Genomic DNA, 19,314 nt, shown 5'->3' with positions numbered 1-19,314 from the left:
GGTGCTCGGCATCCTGCGGCGCCTTTGAGTGTCCAGAACACCCGGACGTTCTTTGCAACCGTTCGGGTGTTCTGGACACGCAGTCGTTCACAGCCGCGTCCCAATGGATCTCAACCCGAGGGGCGCGGCGTCACGCGTCGCGCTGGGTCTCCAGGCGGCGTACGCGCGGGATCACCTCGGCCGCGAAGCGCTGCATCTCGGGCAGGTGCGGCGAGAACTGCAGCAGCAGGGTCGAGACGCCCACGTTCGCGAAGGCGACGATGCGCTCGGCCACCTGATCGGGCGTGCCGACGAGATCGGGGCGGAGCCCGCGGTTCGACACCGAGTACTCCTTGAGGTCGACCTGGGTGTCGAGCTTCGACTTGCTCACGAAGTCCTGGTACGAACCGTAGGCCGCTCCCCCGCGCACGTCGGTGATGCGGTCGATCTCGGCCTGGGCCTCTTCCTCGGTGTCGCGAACGATCGCGTAGGCGGCCATGCCGAAGGCCTCGAACGGGGTCGCTCCGGCCTCGGACCGACGACGACGCATGTCGGCGACCTTCGTCTCGAGCTCCTCGAGCGTGCCGCCGTGCGTGAGGTAGGCGTCGGCGAAGCGGGTGATCGCGGTGCGTCCGGCCTCGCTCTCACCGCCGGCGTAGAGGCGGGGCTGCACCCGCGGCTTCGGCTCGGTGTAAGTGCCCTCCGTGCGGTAGTACTCGCCCTCGTACGCGAACGGCGTCTGCGACCACAGGCCGCGCAGCACCTCGACCCATTCGATCGTGCGGGCGTACCGGTCGTCGTGCGCGCTGAAGAGGCCCTCGTACTGCTTCGCCTCCTCGGCCCACCACGCCGAGACGACGTTCAGCGTGAACCGCCCGCCGCTGATCTCGTCGATGGTCGCGGCCTGCTTCGCGGTGTGGAACGGGTTGTGGAAGCCGGGGCGAACGGCGGTCATCAGCTCGAGCTTCGACGTCACCGCGGCGAGACCAGCCGTCACGGCCCAGGCGTCGAGCGACGGCGCCTCGACGCCCTTGATGTCGTTGAGGTTGAGCTCGGGAATCAGCGTCAGGTCGAACCCGCCCTCTTCCGCGGCCCGCGCGATCTCGGCGACGTGCGCGAACGACACGGGGGTCTGCTCGTCGTCGACGTTGCGCAGCCATCCGCCGAAGATCGGGGTCCAGTAACCGAAACGCACGCGCTGGGGGGAGGTCATGGCTCCATCCTCGCCCGGTCGATGAGGCCCGGCGTCACGCGGCGACATGGTCCGTCATATGTCGTTGACGCCTCGACCGAGCGGTGCGACGGTAGCCGGGTTCCGATCCCGCCAGGAGGACCCCATGACCGACACCACGCCCACCCACGAGCCGCTGAAGTTCGCCTACTGGGTGCCCAACGTCAGCGGCGGTCTCGTCATCAGCTCGATCGAGCAGCGCACCGACTGGGGCTACGATTACAACGTGAAGCTCGCTCGCACCGCCGAGCGGGTGGGGTTCGAGTACGCCCTGAGCCAGGTGCGGTACGCCTCGAGCTACGGTGCCGCGCAGCAGCACGAGTCCACCTCGATCAGCCTCGCGCTGCTGCTGGCCACCGAGAAGCTCAAGGTCATCTCGGCCATCCACCCCGGGATCTGGCATCCGGCCGTCCTGGCGAAGTTCATCAACACGGCCGATCAGTTCTCGCACGGCCGGGCGGCGGTCAACGTCGTCAGCGGATGGTTCAAGGACGAGTACACCGACCTGGGGCTCGAGTGGCTCGAGCACGACGAGCGCTACGAGCGCGCCGCCGAGTTCATCCAGGTGCTGCGCGGTCTGTGGACGCAGGAGAAGTTCTCGTTCCACGGCAAGTACTACGACATCACCGACTTCACCCTGCGCCCGTTCCCGTACGAGGTGCCGGGGCGGGCGCACCCCGAGATCTTCCAGGGCGGGAACTCCACGGCGGCGCGGTTCAACGGCGGCGCGTACTCCGACTGGTACTTCTCGAACGGCAAGGACTTCGACGGCTTCACCGAGCAGTACGACGACGTCACGCGCATCGCCGCCGAGCACGGGCGCCGCACGCGCTTCGGGCTCAACGGCTTCGTCATCCAGCGCGACAGCCGCGCCGAGGCAGAGGCGCAGCTGCGCGAGATCATCGCGCACGCCGATGGCGGGGCCGTCGAGGGTTTCCGCAAGAGCGTGCAAGAGGCCGGCAATGCCACGGCCGACAAGAAGGGCATGTGGTCGGACTCTTCGTTCGAAGATCTCGTGCAGTACAACGACGGCTTCCGCACGCAGCTGTTCGGCGACGCTCAGCAGATCGCGGAGCGCATCATCGAGTACAAGAAGCGGGGGGTCGACCTGTTCCTGCTCGGCTTCCTGCACTTCCAGGAGGAGCTCGAGACCTTCGGCGAGACGGTGATCCCGATCGTGCGCGAGATCGAGGCCGACCTCGAGCGCACGGGCGACCCGATCGAGGTCGCGACGCGCTGACGACGGCCGCGAGCCCGCGGATCCGTCTTAGCCTGGAGGGACATTCCTTGACGGGCATAGGACGGTGAGGCTCCGACATGAGCGGCGCACGACTCGGTTTCTTCACGAGACTCCTGGATGCCGGCACCGACGGTGAGCGATACCACCGGGCGCTCGCGCAGGTACGCGCCGCTGAGCGGCACGGCTTCGCGTCGCTCTGGGTGGCTCAACACCACTTCGACCGCGACGAGGGTGGGCTGCCGTCGCCCTTCGCGTTCCTGGCGGCAGCGGCGGTGCAGACCGAGCGGATCGCCCTCGGCACCGGGATCGTGACCCTGCCCCTCGACGATCCGATACGCGTCGCCGAGGATGCGGCCGTCGTCGATTCGCTCAGCGACGGCCGGGTGCAGCTGGGGATCGGAACGGGCGGGACACCGGGCTCGTTCGCCGCGTTCGAGCGCTCCTCGGATGACCGACGCCGGATCCAGGCCGCGCACCTGGAGGTCCTGCGCGACGCCTTCGCCGGGCGCGGCATCCGCGGCACCGATTCGCGCCTGAATCCCGCTGCGTCACAGCTGGGCGGGCGCCTGTGGCAGGCGACCTTCTCGGTCGAGGGCGGCCGCAGGGCGGGCGCCGACGGAGATGGGCTGCTGCTCTCGCGCACCCAACCACGCGACGAGAGCGTGCCACTGCACGCGGTGCAGGTGCCGATCGTCGAGGCCTATCTCGCCGCTCTGCCCGCGGGCGTGACGCCGCGCATCCTCGCCTCGCGGACGGCGGTGGTGGTGGATGCCGAGAACCTCGACGCCACGTGGAGCGCGGCCGAGCCCGGTGTGCGACGCCTGACGCGTACATTCCTCAAGCGGAATGCGGACGGTGACCTGCGCGACCTCGCGCGCCAGACCGACACGCACCTCGGAACCGTCGAGCAGGTAACCGCCTCACTGACCGCCGATGAGACCCTCGCGCTGGCCACCGACGTCGCGTTCCAGGTGCACTCCGTCGATCCTGCGCACGAGATCACGCTGCGCTCGATCGAGCTGCTGGCGACCGAGGTCGCGCCGCGCGTGGGGCTGCGCACGGGCGCCGAGGCGGCGGAGGAGCTGCGGGCCCTGGGGTCGCCGCCACTCCCCCGCTGACAGGGAGCTGCGTGATGGACGGCGCACGGAGATGCGGGTGGACGCCCGGAGTGACGCCCACCCGCACGGTCAATCGAAGACGCGAGGTCCGCGGATCACGGCGTCCGCGCCGCCGTCGATGAACACCACCTGACCCGTGATGTGGGCGTTGGGGGCGTCCGAGAGCCAGGCCAGCACCTCGGCGATCGCCTCGGGTCGAGCCGGTCCGGCCAGCGGCATCGGCACGACCTGCATGAGCGCGTCGCGTCCCTCGGCCGTGGCGAGCAGAGGCTCGGTCATGGGCGTCAGGATGATGCCGGGTCCGACCGCGTTGAGCGGGATTCCGGATGCCGCCCACTCGGGCGTCACGGCCCGTTCGCGCACCCACTCCGCGATCGCGCGTTTCGTCGACGGGTAGATGAGATCGCCCTGGTTCGCGCCGACGAGCTCGTCGGCGCGGGCGACCGCGGCATCCTCGTCGCCCGCGCGGAGCAGATCGACGAGTTCGGCGTCGTTCTGCTGAAGGGCCGAGAACGAGGCCACCACGACGGCGCGAGGCGCGGGCGAGTTCCGCAGGAGCGGAAGGAGCTCCTCGAGAGTCGCGATCGCGCCGAAGTAGTTGACCCGCACCGTGAGAGACGTGGGCAGGGCCACGCCCGCGACGGCGATGACGGCGTCGACGGTGTCGCCGACCGCCCCGCGAACCGCGTGGGCGACGGACCGGCGGCCCTCCCCGGTCGACAGGTCGGCATCGATGTCACTGCCGCGCAGGTCGATCCCGATCACGCGATGCCCGCGCGAGCGCAGGAGGGCGGCGGTGGCCGCGCCGATTCCGGATCCTGCCCCGGTGACGACGTAGGAGCGGGGCGTCGTGCCCTCCGATGCCGCCGTCACGGGACGAGCGCGAACTCGGCGACCATCGACTCGGGGACCGCGTAGCCCTCGAGGTCGCGGATACGGTCGATGTGGGCGGCGACGTCGTCGGCGGTGGCGACCGGCTCGTCGTGAGCGACGTGCCACCCGGGTGCGACGCCCATGAAGACGCGGGCGTAGCGTCCCCGCGCGATCGAGTACAGCTCGCGGGTCGCGGTGTTCTGTTCGCTGGCGAGGTACGCGACCATCGCGGTGATCATCTCGGGCTCGCCGTGTGCGGGAGTAGTCGGCATTCCGACGAACTGCTCCGCATTCATGTCGGCCTGCATGCGACTGTTCGCGGCGGGGAGGATCGTGTTGACCAGGATGCCGTGCGGCTTTCCTTCGAGGGCGACGACATTCGCGAGGCCGAAGACGGCCCCCTTGGCGGCGGCGTAGTTCGCCTGCTGAATGGAGCCGAAGAGTCCGGCCGCCGAGGACGTGAAGACGATGCGGCCGTAGCCGTTGTCCCGCATGACCTCGAACGCCGGTTGAGTGACGTGGAACGCGCCCTTGACGTGCACGGCGAGCAGCGACTCGACGGACTCGGGCGAGAGGTCGGTGAAAGGAGCGTTGCGGATGTTGCCGGCGTTGTTGACGAGGATGTCGACGCGGCCGAAGGCGTCGAGCGCGGTCTCGACGATTCCTCTTCCCCCCTCGGGCGTGGCAACCGAGTCGTAGTTAGCGACGGCCTCACCGCCGGCGGCCTGGATCTCGGCGACCACGTCGTCGGCCATCGCGGTGCCGCCGTTCGCGCCGGAGATGTCTCCGCCGAGGTCGTTGATGACCACCTTGGCCCCTCGTCGAGCGAGTTCGAGCGCGTGGGCTTTCCCCAGTCCTCCGCCGGCACCGGTGACGATGGCCACTCTGCCTGTGAACGAAATTTCGGACATGTTGTTCTCCTTTGAAGCTGAGCGATGCGCTTGTGGCACAGTCTGCCACTACGCATATGTGTGTCACTAGAGAGGCGGCATACTTGGCCCATGTCCGAAAGCCGTCTTCCGCCCGCACCGACGCTGCGCGAGCGGCGCCGCATCGAGACGATGGCCCTCATCGAGGCCGCTGCGGCAGACCTCTTCGAGGCGCAGGGCTACGAGCAGACGACCGTGGAGCAGATCGCCGACCGAGCGGGGATCTCGATGCGCACGTTCTACCGGCACTGCCCGAGCAAGGACGGCACGCTGGTGGGCGAACTGGCCGATGGTCCCGCGACGTTCATCCGACACCTCGCCGCTCATCTGCCGGGGCCGCTGCTCGCGGCCGTGGTCGAGGGGTTCGCGGAGTCGACCGCCGTGGAGCCCGAGATGCGCCGCAGACTGACCCGCATCATCGTGCAGACGCCGGCGTTGCGCGCGTCGTGGCTCGCCGCCGGGCGTCAGGCACAGGACGACCTCGTCGAGCTGTTCCGGCGCGAGCGTCCCGAGCTGGGGCCCCTCGCCGTGCGCGGGTTGGCCGCGGCGACGATCGCGTCCTTGACGATGGCCGTCGAGTCCTGGGCGCTCGGAGAGTCCCCCACGGCCCGGGAGGCTGCCGTCGAGGCCCTGGGTGCGATCGCACCGGCGCTCGCGGGGCCCTTGCCCTGAATTGCCTTCGGGAGCGCTCCCGCCCGGAACATGTCCGAACCCGAAATACGCACACCGGAAGATATTCGAGGTTTCGTTATCGTAAAAAGACGGGCAAAGAGTTGGTGTGCGGGCTGCTGAAGACCAAGATGTCCCAAGGACCGCGGCATCTGTCGCGATTGACACTTCACAGCAGAGGTAATTCATGACACTGCACAACAGTGGCCGCGGCCGACTCGGCCTCGCTCTCGGCGCGCTCGGTGCGTCGACCCTCGTCCTGGCAGGCTGCACGACCACGACCGGGGGCGGCTCCTCGGACGGCGGATCGACCGACCCGCTCGTCATCGGCACCACCGACAAGATCACCTCGATCGACCCGGCCGGCTCGTACGACAACGGCTCGTTCGCCGTCATGACGCAGATCTACCCCTTCCTCATGAACAGCCAGTACGGCACGTCCGAGGTCACTCCCGACATCGCCGAGTCGGCCGAGTTCACCTCGCCGACCGAGTACACGGTCAAGCTCAAGTCCGGCCTGAAGTTCGCGAACGGCCACGACCTGACGTCGTCCGACGTGAAGTTCTCGTTCGACCGCCAGGTCGCCATCAACGACCCGAACGGCCCCGCATCGCTGCTGGGCAACCTCGACAGCGTCGCCACTCCCGACGACACCACCGTCGTCTTCACCCTCAAGAACGGCAACGACCAGGTCTGGCCCCAGATCCTGTCGAGCCCCGCCGCGCCGATCGTCGACGAAGAGGTCTTCTCGGCCACCGCCGTCACCTCCGACGACACCATCGTCGAGGGCAAGGCCTTCGCCGGTCAGTACACGATCGACTCGTACAAGCCCAACGAGCTCATCTCGTACAAGCCGTACGCCGACTACATGGGGTCCCTCCCCAAGGCTGCCAACGGTGGCATCTCGACCAAGTACTACGCCGACTCGTCGAACCTCAAGCTCGACGTGCAGTCGGGTGCGATCGACGTGGCCTACCGCAGCCTCAGTGCGACCGACGTCGCCGACCTGCAGAAGGACGACGCGGTCAAGGTCGTCGACGGCCCCGGCGGAGAGATCCGCTACATCGTCTTCAACTTCGACACCATGCCCTACGGCACGAAGACGGCCGACGCCGACCCCGCCAAGTCGCTCGCGATCCGCCAGGCCGCGGCCGACCTCGTCGACCGCCAGGCCATCGCGACCGACGTGTACAAGGACACCTACTCGCCGCTGTACTCCTACGTTCCGCAGGGTCTCGCGGGCGCCAACGAGGCGCTCAAGGACATGTACGGCGACGGCAACGGCAAGCCCGATGCCGCCAAGGCCAGGGCGACTCTCGAGGCCGCCGGTCTCACGACGCCCGTCACGCTGAACCTTCAGTACAACGGCGACCACTACGGCCCCTCGTCGGGCGACGAGTACGCCGCGGTCAAGGCGCAGCTCGAGAAGGACGGCCTGTTCACGGTCAACCTCGCTCAGACCGAGTGGGTGCAGTACACGAAGGACCGCAAGGCCGACGCGTACCCCGCGTACCAGCTCGGCTGGTTCCCCGACTACTCGGATGCCGACAACTACCTCACCCCGTTCTTCTCGAAGGACAACTTCCTGCTGAACCACTACGACAACGCCGAGGTCCAGAAGCTGCTCGTCGACCAGGCGACGCAGACCGACAAGACCACGCGCGAGTCGGAGATCGGCGAGATCCAGGACAAGGTGGCCGCCGATCTGTCGACGCTGCCGCTGCTCCAGGGCAAGCAGGTCGCGATCGTGGGCTCGAGCGTCGAGGGCGCCGTCCTCGACGGGTCGTTCAAGTTCCGTTACGCACCGCTGCACAAGTAAGACCGAATCGGCGCCTCGCGCGATTCCGCACGCTCAACGACCGAGGGTCACGTACCCTCGGTCGTTGGGCGAGAGCGGTGCGACGAGGCGCCGTTCCCCCTTCGAGTGAGGTCTCTCCCGTATGGTCACCGCCGTCGACGCTGCCGACATCGCCAAACCCGTCGCCCCCAGGGGCGGAGGACTGTGGCGCTACATCCTGGTCCGTCTGCTCCTGATCATCCCGACGGTGTTCATCCTCGTCACCGTGGTGTTCGTGCTCATGCGCATCACGGGCGACCCGATCACCGCCGCCCTCGGCGGCCGCCTTCCGCCTGATCAGCTCGCGGAGCGCATCGCCCAGGCCGGCTACGACCGGCCGTTGATCGTGCAGTACTTCGAGTACATCGGGGGGATCCTCCGCGGCGACTTCGGCACGACGCTGACCGACAACCGTCCGGTGATCGAGATCCTGCTGCAGTACGGATCCGCCACTCTCGAGCTCGCGATCTACGCGCTCTTCGTGGCGCTGCTCATCGGCATCCCGTTCGGCCTGCTCGCCGCCTACAAGCGCGACCGCTGGCCCGACGCGACCCTGCGCATCGGTGCGATCCTCGGGTATGCGACGCCGATCTTCTTCGTCGGTCTGCTCCTGAAGCTCGTCTTCTCGGTGTGGCTGAGCGTCCTGCCGGTCGCCGGGCGCGCGAGCACCCGTACCGAGCTCAAGTTCGCCTCGATCGAGAATCCCACCGGCATCTACCTGCTCGATGCGATCCGTCTGGGCGACGGCGCTGCCGCGGGTGACGTGCTGATCCACGCGATCCTGCCCGGTGTGGCTCTCGGCATCCTGACCGCGGGAATCTTCCTCCGTCTGGTCCGCACCAACGTCATCGGCACCCTGGGCGCGCAGTACGTCACCTCGGCGCGTTCGCGCGGCGTGGGGGAGTACCGTCTGGTCACCAAGCATGCCTACCGCCCCGCGCTCATCCCGATCATCACGGTCATCGGTCTGCAGATCGCTCTGCTGCTGTCGGGCGCCGTGCTGACCGAGACCACCTTCGAGTGGAAGGGCCTCGGCTTCATGCTCAGCGAGTACCTGAAGGCGCGCGACTTCGTCGCCGTCCAGGGCATCGTCGTGATCATCGCCGTGCTGGTCGCCTTCACCAACTTCCTGGTCGACGTCATCGCGGCGATCATCGACCCGCGAGTGAGGTACTGACATGTCGGATGCCGCGACCCCCACCCTCTCCGACGACAGCGTGACCGTGCGCAAGGTGCCCCTGCGCGACCGCCTGCCGGTGATCTCGCACCTCCGCCGCAGCGTCGGCCTGCAGCGCACCATGCTGGTGCTCGGCCTCGTCATCACCGCCGTCTTCCTCCTGACGGCGTTGTTCGCCCCGCTGCTCGCGCCGTACGGGTTCGCGCAGCAGGAGGCGGACGGCGTCAAGTTCGGGACGCAACAGGCGCCGAGTGCGATGAACCTGCTCGGCACGACCGTCGGCGGCTACGACGTGCTCTCGCGCGTGATCTGGGGAGCGCAGACCGCTCTGCTGGTGATCCTGTGCGCGATCGCGTTCTCGATCTTCCTGGGTATCTTCTTGGGCCTGGTCGGCGGCTACTTCGGCGGCTGGTTGGACCGCATCCTGGTCGTTCTGTGCGATGCGATCTACGCCTTTCCCTCGCTGCTGCTCGCGATCGTGATGTCGATCGCGATCACGAAGGGCCAGTCGACGCTGTGGGGCGGCATCCTCGCCACCGCCATCTCGATCACGGTGGTCTTCGTGCCGCAGTACTTCCGGGTGATCCGCGCCGAGGTGGTGCGGGTCAAGGCCGAGCCCTTCGTCGAGTCGGCGCGCGTGATTGGGGTGCCGACCGGTCGCATCCTGCTCCGTCACGTGCTGCGCAACTCGACCCGTTCCTTGCCGGTCGTCGTGACCCTCAACGCCTCCGAGGCGCTACTGACCCTCGCGGGCCTCGGCTTCCTCGGGTTCGGAATCGAGGCCACCGCCGCCGCCGAGTGGGGCTACGACCTCAACCGTTCGGTGAGCGACGTGACCAGCGGCATCTGGTGGACCGCCATCCCGCCGGGAGTCGCGATCGTGCTCGCGGTGCTCGGCATCACCCTCGTGGGCGAGAGCCTCAACGATCTCAGCGACCCGCGTCTGCGCACGCGCCGCCGCGCCGGTCGGGCACCTGCGCCCGTCACCGCGGTCGACCCGTCGACGGCTCCCGCCGAGGCTCGCGCCACCGCCGCTCCCGCCGGGCCCCCGGCATCCGCCCCCTCCGATGGGAGCCCCTCATGACCGGCACCACCGCCCCCGTCGCCCGGATCGACGACCTGCGCGTCACCTTCGCGACCGACGGCGAGCCGGTCTCGGCGATCAACGGGATCTCGCTCGAGGCCCACGCCGGCGAAGTGCTCGCGATCGTCGGCGAGTCGGGCTCGGGCAAGACCGTGACCGCGAACACGCTGCTGGGGCTGCTGCCCGAGACGGCCACGCTCTCGGGCGCCGTCATCGTGCGCGGCCGCGACGGCGACCAGACCGACATCGTGCACGCGACCCGCTCCCAGCTGCGCGAGATGCGCGGGCGTGACGCCGCCATGGTGTTCCAGGAGCCCTCCACCGCGCTCAACCCCGTCTACACCGTGGGCTGGCAGATCGCCGAGGGGCTCCGCTCGCACGAGAAGCTGTCGAAGGCCGAGGCGAAGACCAAGGCCGTCGACATCCTGCGCCGCGTCGGCATCCCCGATCCCGAGAAGCGCGTCGACGACTACCCGCACCAGTTCTCGGGCGGGCAGAAGCAGCGCGTGGTCATCGCGATGGCGCTCGTGCTCAACGCCGGCCTGATCATCGCCGACGAGCCGACCACGGCTCTCGACGTGACGGTGCAGGCCGAGATCCTCGATCTGCTGCGCACCTGCCGTGACGAGTTCGGCGCGACGATCGTGCTCATCACCCACAACATGGGCGTCGTGGCCGACCTCGCCGACCGCGTGATCGTCATGTACCGCGGCGACATCGTCGAGCAGGCGCCCGTACGCGAGCTCTTCGCTTCCCCGCAGCAGGCGTACACGCGCGAGCTGCTGGCCGCCGTGCCGCACGTCGGTCGCGGCAAGAGCGCCCGTCAGTCGCTTGAGACACCGGCCCCGACCGCGCCGCCCGAGGGCAGTCTGGTCGTCGCCGAGAAGGTCGAGATCGGCTACCCCGGCCGCTTCGGTTCGCCGGGGGTCGTCGCCGTGAAGGGCGTCGACTTCTGGATCGGTCCGGGCGAAGTGCTCGGTCTGGTGGGGGAGTCGGGCTCGGGCAAGACGACGATCGGTCGCGCGATGGTCGGGCTGACGTCGGTCGTCGGCGGGTCGCTGAAGGTGCTCGGCACCGAGATGCGCGGCGCGAAGCCCCGCGCGCTCGCCAAGACCCGCCCCGACATCGGGTTCGTGTTCCAAGACCCGGCCACGAGCTTCAATCCGCTGCTCACGATCGCGGAGTGCATCGCCGAGCCGCTCGTCGTGCACCGTCGCGTCTCGGGAGCCCGCGCGGCGCGCACTCGCGTGAACGAACTCCTGGATGCCGTGCAGCTGCCGACCGCGTTCGGCGACCGCTACCCGCACGAGCTGTCGGGCGGTCAGCGCCAGCGCGCCTCGCTCGCCCGCGCCCTCGCGCTCGACCCCAAGCTGCTGATCGCCGACGAGCCGACCTCAGCGCTCGATGTGTCGGTGCAGGCGCGCGTGCTGCAGCTGTTCGCGCAGCTGCAGTCCGAGTTCGGCTTCGCGTGCCTGTTCATCAGCCACGACCTCGCCGTCGTCGACGAGGTGGCCGACCGCGTGGTCGTGCTGCAGCAGGGCGTGATCCGCGAGCAGGGCACGACCGTGCAGGTGCTCACTGAGCCGCGCGACGATTACACCAAGCGCCTGCTGGTGTCGCTGCCTGTGCCCGACCCCGTCGAGCAGGAGAACCGCCGCGAGCTCTGGCGGGCGACCCGGGGAGTCTGACCGCAGCCGCCGTGTTCCCGGGCCCGCCCCGTGCGGGCTCGGGGACGGCGTTCACCGTCCGAACGCGAGCGACAGCATCCAGAATCCGCCGAAGACGACCAGCACCGCGACGGATATCCACGGGATTCCGCGCTTGAGCCGCCGCCCCTCGCGGGCGACGCCGGCGGGCGGCGGGGTGAGCAACGGCACGCTCCGAGCTGCGGCGCCGGATGCCGCGGGGCCCGTGGCGGCGGCCCCCGACGACGAATCCCCGAGCCGGTCGTCGCGCCACCGCGCCCACTGTGCGAGCTTCTCGTCGATCGCGTCGACGGTGGCGAACAACCATCGCCAGGTGTCGGGGTCGAGGGTCGACAGGTCGCGCTTGGCGTAGAGGAACAGCCAGTCGTCGACGATCTCGACGTCGAGCGTCGCGGCGTTGTCGACGAACCGCGCCATGACGTCGGGGGTGAACAGGTACAGCGCATCGCGCTCGTACCCCTCCGGGCAGTACAGCGCAAAATGCCGGTCGAAATCGCCCTCGAGGCTCAGCCGCTGGTCGCGGCCGAACGTGATCGGCAGGTTCGAGCCGCCGAACAGACCGTTGTTGCCCACGGCATCCAGCACGATATGGGGGAGCGGGGTGTCGAGCCGCAGCGCGACGTAGCCCCAGCGGTGCGTCTGCTTGCTCTTTCCCGACCCGGTCTCGTACGTGTAGTTGGCCACCTCGAGAGAGCGCGGCTGCTCGCGCCGCATCACGTCGTGCAACTCCTGGTTGCGGCCGAGATCGAAGATCATGCCCGGGCGTCGGGGGTGGGAGAATCCCGGATGCCATGTCATGCCGTTCGCGCTCGCGAAGAGGCTCAGCCGGTAGCGGCGTGCCGCGGCCCCGCCGACCCCGCGGATGATCGCCCAGGCCAGGAATCCGACGATGGCGAGGACGAGCACGAAGGGCAGGAGCGCGACGGGATTGCCGCTGCCGCGCGCGAAGGCGTTCGTGACGATCGTCGCCAGCGTCGGGACGACGATGAGTGCGCCCACGATCCCCACGAACGCGAACACGATGATCGTGAACGCACGGCTCCGCAGCATCCCCTTCTCGCGCAGGGCCTTGCTGAAGGCGCGGACCTTCGCGCGATCGATCGGCTGGGTCAGGGCGGTGGTGTCGACGGTCATGACGACTGCGCCAAGAAGATGAGGAAGCCGACCGCGAAGAGCACGACCGGGACGACGACGAAGGCCCCCGCGACGACGAGCAGCGCGATGAGCCACGCGTTGCTGCGCTTCAACCGCTGGCCCGCAGGCGCGACCCCGACGGGTGCGGGGGTGAACGCGAGGGGAGCAGGTGCAGGTGCAGCTGCCGGACTCGCGGATGCCGCCGCCCCGGGCAGGGTCGGCAGAGCCGTGGGGGCACTCGCCCGCAGCGTGTCGTCGCGCCACCGCCCCCACTGATCGAGCTTGTCGATCAGGGCCGAGACGACCGCGAACGCCCAGGCCCACCGGGTCGGGTCGAGGGTCGAGAGCTCATCGGGGGAGTAGAGGAACATCCAGTCGTCGACGATCTCGACTTCGAGCGCCGAGGCGTTGTCGACGAATCGCGCCATGACGTCGGGCGTGAAGAGATAGAGCGCGTCGCGCTCGTAGCCCGCGGGGCACGACAGGTGGAAGTACCTGTCGAAGTCGCCCTCGAGGCTCAGGCGCTGCCCCCGCTCCCACACGCCGAGTTTCACGCCGTTGCCCACGGCATCCAGAACGATATGAGGAAGAGGCACGTCGAGCCGGATCGCGATGTATCCCCACCGCGAGGTGTGCGTGTTCTTGCCGTCGCTCGTCGTGTACGCGTAGTTGCCTATCTCGACGAACCGCGGCTCACTCCCGCGCAGGATGTCGTAGCCGGTGCGGTCGCCGCCGATTCCGAACAGCACTCCGGGCAGCGGGGGAGCGGGCACCGAGGGGACGTACTCCATTCCCACGTCGCGGCTGAATCTCGCGAGGCGCCAGCGGCGGTCCTCCTGGGTGCGCTGGGCCTTCTGACCGAGGAACCACGCCAGAGCCAGCCCGCCCAGACCCAGCGCGATCGGAAAGAGGAACAGGATGCCGAGGATGAACGACCCCTCGCGAAGGAACGGCGACAGCATGGCGGCGAGCACGACGATGACGACCCCCACACCGCCGATCAGCGCGAACGCCACCGCGTACGCCGCGACGGCGGCGCCCGTACCCGGGAGGCGTCCGGCGCTGCGCAGCTGCGCGGTGAACGTCTTCGCGGCCCGCGGGTCGGGCGGCGTCAGCAACGCCCGTGCGTCGAATGGTCGGATCCCTGCCATGCGGCCCCCCGCCGTCGTCTGGTCACGTCCACGCTACCGATGTCGGATTCCGCGGGGCCACCGGCATCCGTTAGACTACGAAGGTTGTCCGGCTGCGCCCATGCGCGTGTAACCCCGTGACGACGTGCTACACACCCTCCTGCTGCCGGGAAATGCCCGTCAGCCGTTCTAGTCCGAAGGAGGTGGGTTAGTGACGCACCAGTACGAACTCATGGTCATCTTCGATCCCGAGGTCGACGAGCGCCAGGTCGCTCCGAAGCTCGACGGATTCCTCAAGGTCATCACGGCCGATGGGGGAACCATCGACAAGATCGACATCTGGGGCCGCCGTCGTCTCGCCTACGAGATCCGCAAGAAGAACGAGGGCATCTACGCCGTCGTCAACTTCGTCGCGACCAGCGAGGCCACGAACGAGCTCGATCGTCAGCTGAAGCTGAACGAGCAGATCATGCGCACCAAGGTCCTCCGTGCCGAAGAGGCGATCGCTCAGGTCGCCGCCGAAGCCAAGCGCTCCGAGGAGAAGGCCGCCCGCAAGGCTGCCGCTCCCCGCAAGGTCGAGTCCGCCGAGAAGGCTGCGAAGTAACGACGATGGCCGGCGAAACCGTCATCACCGTTGTGGGCAACCTCACGGCCGACCCCGAGCTGCGGTACACGCAGAACGGGCTGCCGGTCGCGAACTTCACCATCGCGTCGACTCCCCGCACGTTCGACCGTCAGGCGAACGAGTGGAAAGACGGCGAGGCGCTGTTCCTGCGCGCCTCGGTGTGGCGCGAATTCGCCGAGCACGTCGCCGGTTCGCTGACGAAGGGCAGCCGTGTCATCGCGACCGGTCGCCTGAAGCAGCGTTCCTACCAGGACCGCGAGGGTAACAACCGCACCTCCATCGAACTCGAAGTCGATGAGATCGGCCCCTCGCTCCGCTACGCGACCGCCCAGGTCACCCGAGCCGCCGGTGGCGGTAACGGTGGCGGCGGTGGCGGTCAGCGCGCGCAGGTGCAGCAGTCGAACGACGAGCCGTGGTCGACCCCCGGCTCGAACAACGGCGGCGGCGGCAACAGCGGCGCTGACGCGTGGAGCACTCCCGGCTCCTACGGCGACGACACCCCGTTCTGATCTTCGCCCCGCTCTCGAGCGAGACGACCCCCGAAATTCCGGATGCCATGCCCCGGTCCTCGTGACCGGAACGGCGTCCGAACCACACGAAAGAAGGAAGCATGGCTGGAAAGGCCACTGGCGACCGCCGCAAGCCGCGGAAGGGTGCGAAGAACGCAGCCCCCGCGAAGGCGATCCGCGTCGGCGTCATCGACTACAAGGACGTCCCCACCCTCCGCAAGTTCATCTCGGAGCGCGGCAAGATCCGCGCCCGTCGTATCACCGGTGTCTCCGTGCAGGAGCAGCGTCTGATCGCCCGCGCCATCAAGAACGCGCGCGAGATGGCTCTTCTGCCCTACGCCGGCGCCGGCCGCTAAGGAGCACCCGATGGCAAAGCTGATTCTCACGAATGAGGTCACCGGGCTCGGTAGCGCCGGTGATGTTGTCGAGGTCAAGAACGGGTACGCCCGTAACTACCTCATCCCGCAGGGCTTCGCCGTGTCGTGGAGCCGTGGTGGCGAGAAGCAGGTCGCGTCGATCCGCGCCGCTCGCGAGTCCCGCGCGATCCACGACCACGAAGACGCCGTGGCCCTGAAGAACTCGCTCGAGTCGAACACCGTCAAGCTCGCCGTCAAGGCCGGCAACGAGGGTCGCCTCTTCGGTTCGGTCAAGCCCGCCGATGTCGCCGACGCCGTCAAGGCCGCCGGTCTCGGTGAGCTCGACAAGCGCAAGATCCAGATCACCTCGGCGATCAAGTCGGTCGGCGAGCACGAGGCGACCGTTCGCCTGCGTGACGACGTCACCGCCGTGATCACCCTCCAGGTGGTCGCCGCGAAGTAATTCGCGACGCACGATCCGGCCCCGCTCCTGCTTCGGCAGGGCGGGGCCGTTTCGTGTGCGGGGGAGCGAGGGCGGGACGCCGTGACCCTAGGCTGAGTGCCGTGACCGACCCTCGCGCACCCGAGCGCATCGTCCGGCGCTTCGCGCGCGCGTCGAACCTCATGATCGCCGGACGCCCGTTCGCGGCGACCGGGGTCGGCGCCGATGCCCTGACGCAGCTGCTGGCCCGGCTCGGTGGCATCCCGAGCCCGTCTCCGACGCCGGGGCGCGTCGAGTTCGACCTGAATGCCGGGCTCGTGCTGCTCGACGGAGAGCCGCTGCCCCAACGCGGCGACGCCGCCGGGCGCATCGCGTTCGCCCGCGAGCACATGCCCGTGGCCGCGGCCCTCGCCGAGAGGCTCGACCTGTCCGGCCTGCGGGTGGGCGTGGCCATGGTGCTCGAACCGAAGACCGCGGTGCTGTCGCTCCTGCTGCGCGAGCGGGGGGCCGCGGTGTCGGTGTACGCGCACCCCGACGAGGCCGACGTCGCGGTCGCAGATGAGCTCCGAGCTCGCGGTTTCGCCGTGACGGCCGACCCGGGGCTCGCGGGCGCCGCGGAGCGCGCGGCGGCGCTGACCTTCCTCCGCGCGGGACTCGACGTGCTGCTCGACGACGGCGCGCACCTCATCCGCCTCGCGCACGAAGACGACCCGGCGTTGGTCGACGGGTGGATCGGCGCGTGCGAAGAGACGACGAGCGGCCTCACGCCCCTTCGTCGGATGCAGGATGCCGGCACCCTCCGCTGCGCCGTGATGGCCGTCAATGACGCGCGCACCAAGACGATGTTCGACAACCGCTATGGCACGGGACAGTCGTGTGTGTTCGCGATCGCCGATCTGCTCGAGGAGCGGGGGATCGCACTCACCGATCAGCCCGCGCTCGTGCTGGGCTACGGGCCCGTCGGCCGGGGAGTCGCCGTGCACCTGCGCGCGCTCGGGGCCGAGGTGCGCGTTGCCGAGACCGACCCCGTGCGGGCGCTCGAGGCACGGCACGACGGATTCGCCACCGGCCGGGCGGTCGAGCTGGCCCGGGGAGCGCTGGTGGTCTCGGCGACCGGCGTCCCCGCAACGGTGACACCCGAGATCGCCGCTGTCGCGCGTGTGATCGCGGTCGCCGGAGGAGTGCCGGGCGAGGTGTCGGGCAGCGGCGATGCGCTCGTTCTCGGGGGAGGGGGAGCGGTGAACATCACCGCCGCCGAGGGCAACCCGATCGAGATCATGGACCTGTCGTTCGCGGTGCAGCTCGCGGCCCTGGGCGAGCTGCTGAGTCGGCGGCCCGGGCCCGGCGTGCACGCCCTCGGAACCGACATCGACGACCTCGTCGCCCGGACCGCGCTGGCCGTGCGGGGCGCCGACATCGACCCGCCGCGCGCGCTCGACCTCGACGGCGTCGATGACTGGCGTTCCCCGCGCTACCGGGAGTCGCGCTCGTGAACGTCGTGCTGTACTCGGCGTCGCTCGTCGTCCCCGTGACCGCACCCCCCATCCCCGGCGGGGCGATCGCGGTGGCGGGCGGTCGCATCCGCCACGTCGGCGACCGCGAGTGGGTGCGCCACGAACTACGGGCGCGCGGCATCGCCTTCGACGAGGTGCACTGGCCGGGGGTGCTGACCCCGGGGCTCGTGAACGCGCACGCGCACCTGCAGTACACGGGCATGGCCGAGGTGGGGCGCGGCTCGTACGCCGGATTCGACGACTGGGACGACGCGTTCACCCCGGTCTACCGCGCCGGTCACGACTGGGCGGCGGATGCCAGGGCCGGGGCGCTCGCGATGATCGCCGCCGGCACGACGGCGGTGGCCGACATCGTCACCGACGTCGAGGCGGCCTCGGCGCTGCACGACGCTCGCCTGCACGGCATCACCTACTGGGAGGTGATGAGCTGGACGAACGCGGCGTGGGCCGAGCGCGGTCGCGCAGAGGTGGAGGCGCGGCTCGACGCGATGCCCTCACCCCCGGGCACGGGCCTGTCGCCGCACGCGCCGTACTCCCTCGACGTCGAGCCGCTGCTCGAGATCCCCGACATCGTGCGCGAGCGGGGGAGCCGGCTGCATCTGCACCTCGGCGAAGCGGCCTTCGAGCGCGAGCACGGCGAGGCGGTGCCCTGGCAGCTCCACCGGCCAGCGAGCTTCCGCGCGCTGCGCGACGAGGGCTTCGGCACGGGGGCGACGGAGTTCGTCGACGAGCTCGGTGTGCTGGGCCCCGACTGCCACATCGCGCACGGCGTCTACATGACCGCCCGCGATCGGGCGATCCTGCGGGCGCGAGGCACGTCGGTGGCCCTCTGCCCGCGCTCGAACGCGGTCATCGGGCTCGACGAGCCGCCGGTCGCGGCGTACCTGCTCGAGGGCAACGCGCTCGCCGTGGGCACCGACTCGCTGGCATCCACCCCCTCGCTCGATCTGCTGGCCGACGTGTCGGCGCTGCACCGGCTGGCGCGGGCGCAGGGCTACGCGAACCGCGACCTCTCGGAGCTGCTGCTGCGCGCGGCGACCCTCGGTGGAGCGCACGCCATGGGGCTCGACACGGGCCCCGCCCGCACCGGGTACCTCGCCGTGGGCGCGGTGGCGGATCTGGCGTTCTTCGACGTGCCGGTGTCGCAGGTCGATGACACCATCGAGCACCTCGTCGTCGCCGGCGAGGGGAGCGCGGCCGCAACCTTCATCGACGGCGAGGTGCGCTCGGCATCCGCCGCCTTCACCCGAGAGACCGGAGTATCCGCCGATGACCGTTGAGCGTCCCGCCACCGCCGTCCTGCTCGATCTCGAACCGCACGCCGAGGGCGGCTGGTTCCGGCGCATGTGGACGGGCGGCGTCGAGGTCGAGACCCCCGGGGGCACGCGGCCCGCGGCCACCTGCATCCACTACCTGCTGACCCCGGGGGAAGAGAGCGCCTGGCACGTCGTGACCAGCGACGAAGTGTGGCTCTGGCACGGGCCGGGCACGCTCGAGCTGTCGCTCGGGGGAGACGGCGAACAGCCCGGTACCGCGCGCACCGTCACCCTCGGGCCCGATCTCGCCGCCGGTCACGTGCTGCAGCACACGGTGCCCGCGGGCGTCTGGCAGGCGGCCCGACCGGCGGGCGACACCGAGGTCGTGGTCAGTTGCGTGGTCTCTCCCGGCTTCAGCTTCGCCGACTGGCGCCTCGCCGAGTAGCCGCGTCCCGTGTCGCCAGGTTTCACCGGCGACATCCCCTGAAACATGCGCTCGGTACGC

General features: G+C 69.5%; 19 protein-coding genes. 14 read left to right on the top strand and 5 right to left on the bottom strand.

Annotation, left to right across the window (positions count from 1 at the left end; all coding sequences use genetic code 11):
- Positions 1–130 precede the first annotated feature (130 nt).
- Positions 131–1,192: an LLM class flavin-dependent oxidoreductase gene (locus NE358_RS16770; RefSeq protein WP_289940229.1), complete on the bottom strand. Its 1,062-nt coding sequence runs from the start codon at positions 1,190–1,192 to the stop codon at positions 131–133.
- Positions 1,193–1,316: 124 nt separating this feature from the next.
- Between NE358_RS16770 and sfnG the strand changes: the two genes are divergently transcribed.
- Both sfnG and NE358_RS16760 read left to right on the top strand, forming a co-directional pair.
- Entirely contained in the window at positions 1,317–2,450 is a 1,134-nt protein-coding gene (sfnG, locus tag NE358_RS16765) for a dimethylsulfone monooxygenase SfnG (RefSeq protein WP_289940228.1), read from the top strand.
- A 77-nt stretch (positions 2,451–2,527) separates the two neighbouring features.
- Positions 2,528–3,568, top strand: a complete 1,041-nt coding sequence (locus NE358_RS16760) for a putative FMN-dependent luciferase-like monooxygenase (protein WP_289940227.1) — start codon at positions 2,528–2,530, stop codon at positions 3,566–3,568.
- Between the two features lie 69 nt (positions 3,569–3,637).
- Here the strand turns inward: NE358_RS16760 and NE358_RS16755 are convergent, their stop codons facing one another.
- Positions 3,638–4,441 (bottom strand): SDR family oxidoreductase, encoded by an 804-nt coding sequence (locus NE358_RS16755; protein ID WP_289940226.1) that lies wholly within the window; start codon positions 4,439–4,441, stop codon positions 3,638–3,640.
- Positions 4,438–5,352 carry an SDR family NAD(P)-dependent oxidoreductase gene (locus NE358_RS16750; RefSeq protein WP_289940225.1) on the bottom strand — a complete coding sequence of 305 codons (915 nt, stop codon included), beginning with the start codon at positions 5,350–5,352 and terminating at the stop codon, positions 4,438–4,440. The genes NE358_RS16755 and NE358_RS16750 overlap by 4 nt, the downstream gene beginning before the upstream one ends.
- Before the next feature lie 90 nt (positions 5,353–5,442).
- Between NE358_RS16750 and NE358_RS16745 the strand changes: the two genes are divergently transcribed.
- The 5 genes from NE358_RS16745 (at position 5,443) to NE358_RS16725 (ending at position 11,825) form a co-directional block, all read left to right on the top strand.
- Entirely contained in the window at positions 5,443–6,042 is a 600-nt protein-coding gene (locus tag NE358_RS16745; RefSeq protein WP_289940224.1) for a TetR/AcrR family transcriptional regulator, read from the top strand.
- A gap of 184 nt (positions 6,043–6,226) precedes the next feature.
- Entirely contained in the window at positions 6,227–7,858 is a 1,632-nt protein-coding gene (locus NE358_RS16740) for an ABC transporter substrate-binding protein (RefSeq protein WP_289940223.1), read from the top strand.
- Between the two features lie 121 nt (positions 7,859–7,979).
- Positions 7,980–9,053: an ABC transporter permease gene (locus tag NE358_RS16735; protein WP_103207537.1), complete on the top strand. Its 1,074-nt coding sequence runs from the start codon at positions 7,980–7,982 to the stop codon at positions 9,051–9,053.
- 1 nt (position 9,054) lies between these two features.
- Complete coding sequence (locus tag NE358_RS16730) at positions 9,055–10,137, top strand: ABC transporter permease (protein WP_289940222.1); 1,083 nt, start codon at positions 9,055–9,057, stop codon at positions 10,135–10,137.
- The gene (locus NE358_RS16725) at positions 10,134–11,825 is read left to right on the top strand and encodes a dipeptide ABC transporter ATP-binding protein (protein WP_289940221.1); all 1,692 of its coding nucleotides are present in this window, start codon (positions 10,134–10,136) and stop codon (positions 11,823–11,825) included. Before NE358_RS16730 ends, NE358_RS16725 begins: the two co-directional genes overlap by 4 nt.
- Positions 11,826–11,876: 51 nt before the next feature.
- Here NE358_RS16725 and NE358_RS16720 read toward each other — a convergent pair whose 3' ends face one another.
- Positions 11,877–12,977, bottom strand: a complete 1,101-nt coding sequence (locus tag NE358_RS16720; protein ID WP_289940220.1) for a hypothetical protein — start codon at positions 12,975–12,977, stop codon at positions 11,877–11,879.
- Positions 12,974–14,128 (bottom strand): hypothetical protein, encoded by a 1,155-nt coding sequence (locus NE358_RS16715; RefSeq protein WP_289940219.1) that lies wholly within the window; start codon positions 14,126–14,128, stop codon positions 12,974–12,976. Before NE358_RS16715 ends, NE358_RS16720 begins: the two co-directional genes overlap by 4 nt.
- Positions 14,129–14,318: 190 nt before the next feature.
- Between NE358_RS16715 and rpsF the strand changes: the two genes are divergently transcribed.
- From rpsF to NE358_RS16680, 7 genes are all read left to right on the top strand, one after another.
- Complete coding sequence (gene rpsF / locus NE358_RS16710) at positions 14,319–14,711, top strand: 30S ribosomal protein S6 (RefSeq protein WP_058622540.1); 393 nt, start codon at positions 14,319–14,321, stop codon at positions 14,709–14,711.
- A gap of 5 nt (positions 14,712–14,716) precedes the next feature.
- Positions 14,717–15,241 (top strand): single-stranded DNA-binding protein, encoded by a 525-nt coding sequence (locus tag NE358_RS16705; protein ID WP_289940218.1) that lies wholly within the window; start codon positions 14,717–14,719, stop codon positions 15,239–15,241.
- A 101-nt stretch (positions 15,242–15,342) separates the two neighbouring features.
- Positions 15,343–15,597: a 30S ribosomal protein S18 gene (gene rpsR, locus NE358_RS16700; RefSeq protein WP_055832386.1), complete on the top strand. Its 255-nt coding sequence runs from the start codon at positions 15,343–15,345 to the stop codon at positions 15,595–15,597.
- A gap of 10 nt (positions 15,598–15,607) precedes the next feature.
- Positions 15,608–16,060, top strand: coding sequence for a 50S ribosomal protein L9 (gene rplI / locus NE358_RS16695; RefSeq protein WP_103207550.1), 453 nt, complete (start codon positions 15,608–15,610; stop codon positions 16,058–16,060).
- A 101-nt stretch (positions 16,061–16,161) separates the two neighbouring features.
- On the top strand, positions 16,162–17,532 hold the full coding sequence (locus NE358_RS16690; protein WP_289940216.1) for an adenosylhomocysteinase: 1,371 nt from the start codon (positions 16,162–16,164) through the stop codon (positions 17,530–17,532).
- Complete coding sequence (locus NE358_RS16685) at positions 17,529–18,833, top strand: amidohydrolase family protein (RefSeq protein ID WP_435302730.1); 1,305 nt, start codon at positions 17,529–17,531, stop codon at positions 18,831–18,833. Before NE358_RS16690 ends, NE358_RS16685 begins: the two co-directional genes overlap by 4 nt.
- Positions 18,823–19,254: a cupin domain-containing protein gene (locus NE358_RS16680; protein WP_103207552.1), complete on the top strand. Its 432-nt coding sequence runs from the start codon at positions 18,823–18,825 to the stop codon at positions 19,252–19,254. The genes NE358_RS16685 and NE358_RS16680 overlap by 11 nt, the downstream gene beginning before the upstream one ends.
- Positions 19,255–19,314: the final 60 nt, after the last annotated feature.

Source organism: Sphingomonas sp. G5 (assembly GCF_052660795.1).
The sequence above is the reverse complement of the archived record's forward strand: the minus strand, read 5'-3'. Positions and strand labels throughout refer to the sequence as shown.